Below are 2,490 nucleotides of genomic sequence, written 5' to 3' on the forward strand. Positions count from 1 at the left end.
GCGGCCGCCGCCGGCAGCAAGATTTCCGAGGACCAGCTCCCGCCGCGGGTGGGCCTGTTGGCCTTCGAACCGCTGCACGCCATCACCGGGTTCTACTCATTGGTGCTGGCGGGGATCAGCGCCGTGGTGCTGGATCCGGCCTGGCCGGCATCCCGCCTGGGGCCGTGATCCGCCAGCTGGATCTGCGCCACGTGCTGTGTGACGCGGCAGACGCCCAGGCGCTGCAGCAGGCAGCCGTCCCCGGCCTGATGCGGTTGCCCATTGACTTGCCCGAAGATGAGCCAGAGTCCCTACTGGCCCCACCACACATCGATGCGGACCGTGAATTGCTGGTCGTCTTCACCTCGGGTACACCAGCTTGCCCAAGGCGATTTGCCGCACCCGCCACTCCTGGCAGGCCAGCGTCCGGTTGGGCAGCAAGATTCTCCACGCCACCGCCGGAGAAATCAGCCTCATTCCCGGGCCGCTGGCCCATGGACTCAGCCTCTACGCGGTCGTGGAAACCTTACCACCGGGGCACGGCACTGCTGACCGGACGCTGGATGCCACGCAGGTACGAGAACTGCTCGAATCCCACCGGTTCACCCGCGTGGTGGCAGTTCCCTCCATCCTGCGCCGACTACTGGAGCAATTTGATCCACGGCTGCTGGAGGGCCTGCGCTACGCGATCAGCGGCGGGGAAAACCTGCCCGCGCCCCTGCGCCGCCGGCTGCAGCAGCTGCCCGGCCTCGAGGACGTCGTGGAATATTACGGCACAAGCGAACACAGCCTGATCGCCTACCGCAGCACCACCACGGCGCAGCGTAATGCCTCCACCGGATTCGCCGGCACTCCATTTCCCGGCGTCCAGTTGCACATCGCCGCACCGGATCAAGAGACCGGCATCGGGGAAATCTACGTGCACAGCCCCCTGCTGGCCAGCGGATACCATCCAGCGGTCAGGAACGCTTCCGCTGGGACGGCAACCGGCTCAGCGTCCGGGACATGGGCCGGTTTACGGACGGGACGCTGTTTGTCCTCGGGCGGGCCGGAGGAATGATGAACCTGGGTGGCAACAATATCCACCCCAGCGAAATCAGCCAGGCCATGGCCTCCGCACTGGGGCTGGCCCATGTCGAGGTTCTGCTGCATGAGGAGCCTGAAGCGGCTCCCCGGCTGATCGCGGTCATCCACCGAGACGAGCTCTGCCCCACCCTGGATGCGCAGGAAATCCGCGCCCGGCTGGCGGCGGTCCTGCCGACCTACAAAATCCCGCACGAGCTGCGGTGCGTCGACACCTGGCCGCTGACCAGCAGCGGCAAGATCGCGGTCGGACGGCTTTCCGACGTCTGGTCGCCCGAGGCGCGGTGCTGCTGCGGGCGCCGGCCAACAACACGGTACGGGCTTAGGTTTGCGGCGCACGCGCGCGAAGCCCGCTGAGTCCGCACCTCGTGCAGGAAGGGAAGAGTTCATGAACCAGGTCTATGTGGTTGCTGCACGGCGTACCCCGATCCTGCGCAGCGCCAGGCAGTACTCGCAGATCGGCGCCGATCGCTTGGCCGCCACCGTGATCGATGCACTGCTACAGGAGACCGGGGTGCCGCCCGGGAGGTGGATCAGGTGCTGCTGGGCAGCGCGGCCGGGCCCGGGGCAACATTGCCCGAGTGGCCACCCTGGCCAGCAGCCTCGGCCCTGACGTGCCGGCCACCAGTTTTGACGCCCAATGCGCCAGCGGGCTGGAGGCAATCGCGGCCGGGGCCAGGATGATCGCCTGCGGCGAAGCCCGGGTAGTCATCGCCGGCGGCACCGAAAGCGTGAGCACCGCGCCCTGGAGGCTGAGCAACCCCCATGATCCGATGGAACCGGTCCGCCGCTATTCCCGTGCACGGTTCACCCGGCCCCGGATCCCGACCCGGGCATGGGGGTTGCGGCAGAAAACATTGCCAGGCGCTATGGGATTTCCCGCGAACGACAAGACCGTTTCGCGCTGCGCAGCCACCATCGGGCGCTGGCGGCCGAACAGGCCGGGCACTTCAACGGCGAGCTGGTTCCGGTTGGCACGCCGCAGGGAGTGGTCACCCGCGATGGCTGCCCCAGAAGCAACCTGAGCATGGAGAAGCTTTCCGCGTTGCGTCCGGCCTTCGTCGCTGGGGGCAGCGTGACGGCCGGGAACAGTTGTCCGATCAATGATGGCGCGGCGGCGGTGATGCTGGTCGATGCCGAAACCTGGGGCGCCTACGAGTGGGTTTTGCGTTGCGGTACCTGGCGCTGCCGCCGGCGCCTGTGATCCGCAGGTATTGGGACTGGCGGCGGTGCCGGCCTACCGCAATCTGCAGCGGCTGTTGCCGCAGCTGCTGCAGGCCCCGCCCCGGCTGCTGGAGTTCAATGAGGCCTTCGCCGTCCAGGCCCTGGCGTGCCTGGACGAACTGGATGTGGCCGAGGCCTGCGTCAACTTGGAGGGCGGCGCCTGGCACTGGGACACCCGTATGGGGCCAGCGGCGGGATCCTGGG

Annotated in this window: 5 protein-coding genes and 1 pseudogene; all 6 read left to right on the forward strand. The window is 67.8% G+C overall.

The features are described 5' to 3' along the window. Positions 1-358: 358 nt before the first annotated feature. A complete protein-coding gene (locus tag JCM19049_RS11680; protein ID WP_054821675.1) occupies positions 359-1,039 on the forward strand; it encodes a class I adenylate-forming enzyme family protein in 681 nt (226 codons plus the stop codon). Beyond that, positions 1,036-1,419: a hypothetical protein gene (locus tag JCM19049_RS11685; protein WP_279403074.1), complete on the forward strand. Its 384-nt coding sequence runs from the start codon at positions 1,036-1,038 to the stop codon at positions 1,417-1,419. Before JCM19049_RS11680 ends, JCM19049_RS11685 begins: the two co-directional genes overlap by 4 nt. A gap of 31 nt (positions 1,420-1,450) precedes the next feature. Further along, the gene (locus JCM19049_RS20570; RefSeq protein WP_279403075.1) at positions 1,451-1,675 is read left to right on the forward strand and encodes a hypothetical protein; all 225 of its coding nucleotides are present in this window, start codon (positions 1,451-1,453) and stop codon (positions 1,673-1,675) included. A gap of 1 nt (position 1,676) precedes the next feature. Next, positions 1,677-1,763: pseudogene (locus JCM19049_RS23525) on the forward strand (hypothetical protein); the annotation flags it as partial. A gap of 134 nt (positions 1,764-1,897) precedes the next feature. Then, the gene (locus JCM19049_RS11690) at positions 1,898-2,266 is read left to right on the forward strand and encodes a hypothetical protein (RefSeq protein ID WP_054821677.1); all 369 of its coding nucleotides are present in this window, start codon (positions 1,898-1,900) and stop codon (positions 2,264-2,266) included. Positions 2,267-2,291: 25 nt separating this feature from the next. Further along, on the forward strand, positions 2,292-2,490 hold a 199-nt coding region (locus JCM19049_RS11695), incomplete at its 3' end, for a hypothetical protein (RefSeq protein WP_279403076.1).

The organism is Arthrobacter sp. JCM 19049 (assembly GCF_001310435.1).

Bases quoted from the DNA above. Each gene is read 5' to 3' on its own strand.
- JCM19049_RS11690 (WP_054821677.1), top strand. From the start codon at position 1,898: ATGGGGGTTGCGGCAGAAAACATTGCCAGGCGCTATGGGATTTCCCGC.
- JCM19049_RS20570 (WP_279403075.1), top strand. From the start codon at position 1,451: ATGAACCAGGTCTATGTGGTTGCTGCACGGCGTACCCCGATCCTGCGC.
- JCM19049_RS11685 (WP_279403074.1), top strand. From the start codon at position 1,036: ATGATGAACCTGGGTGGCAACAATATCCACCCCAGCGAAATCAGCCAG.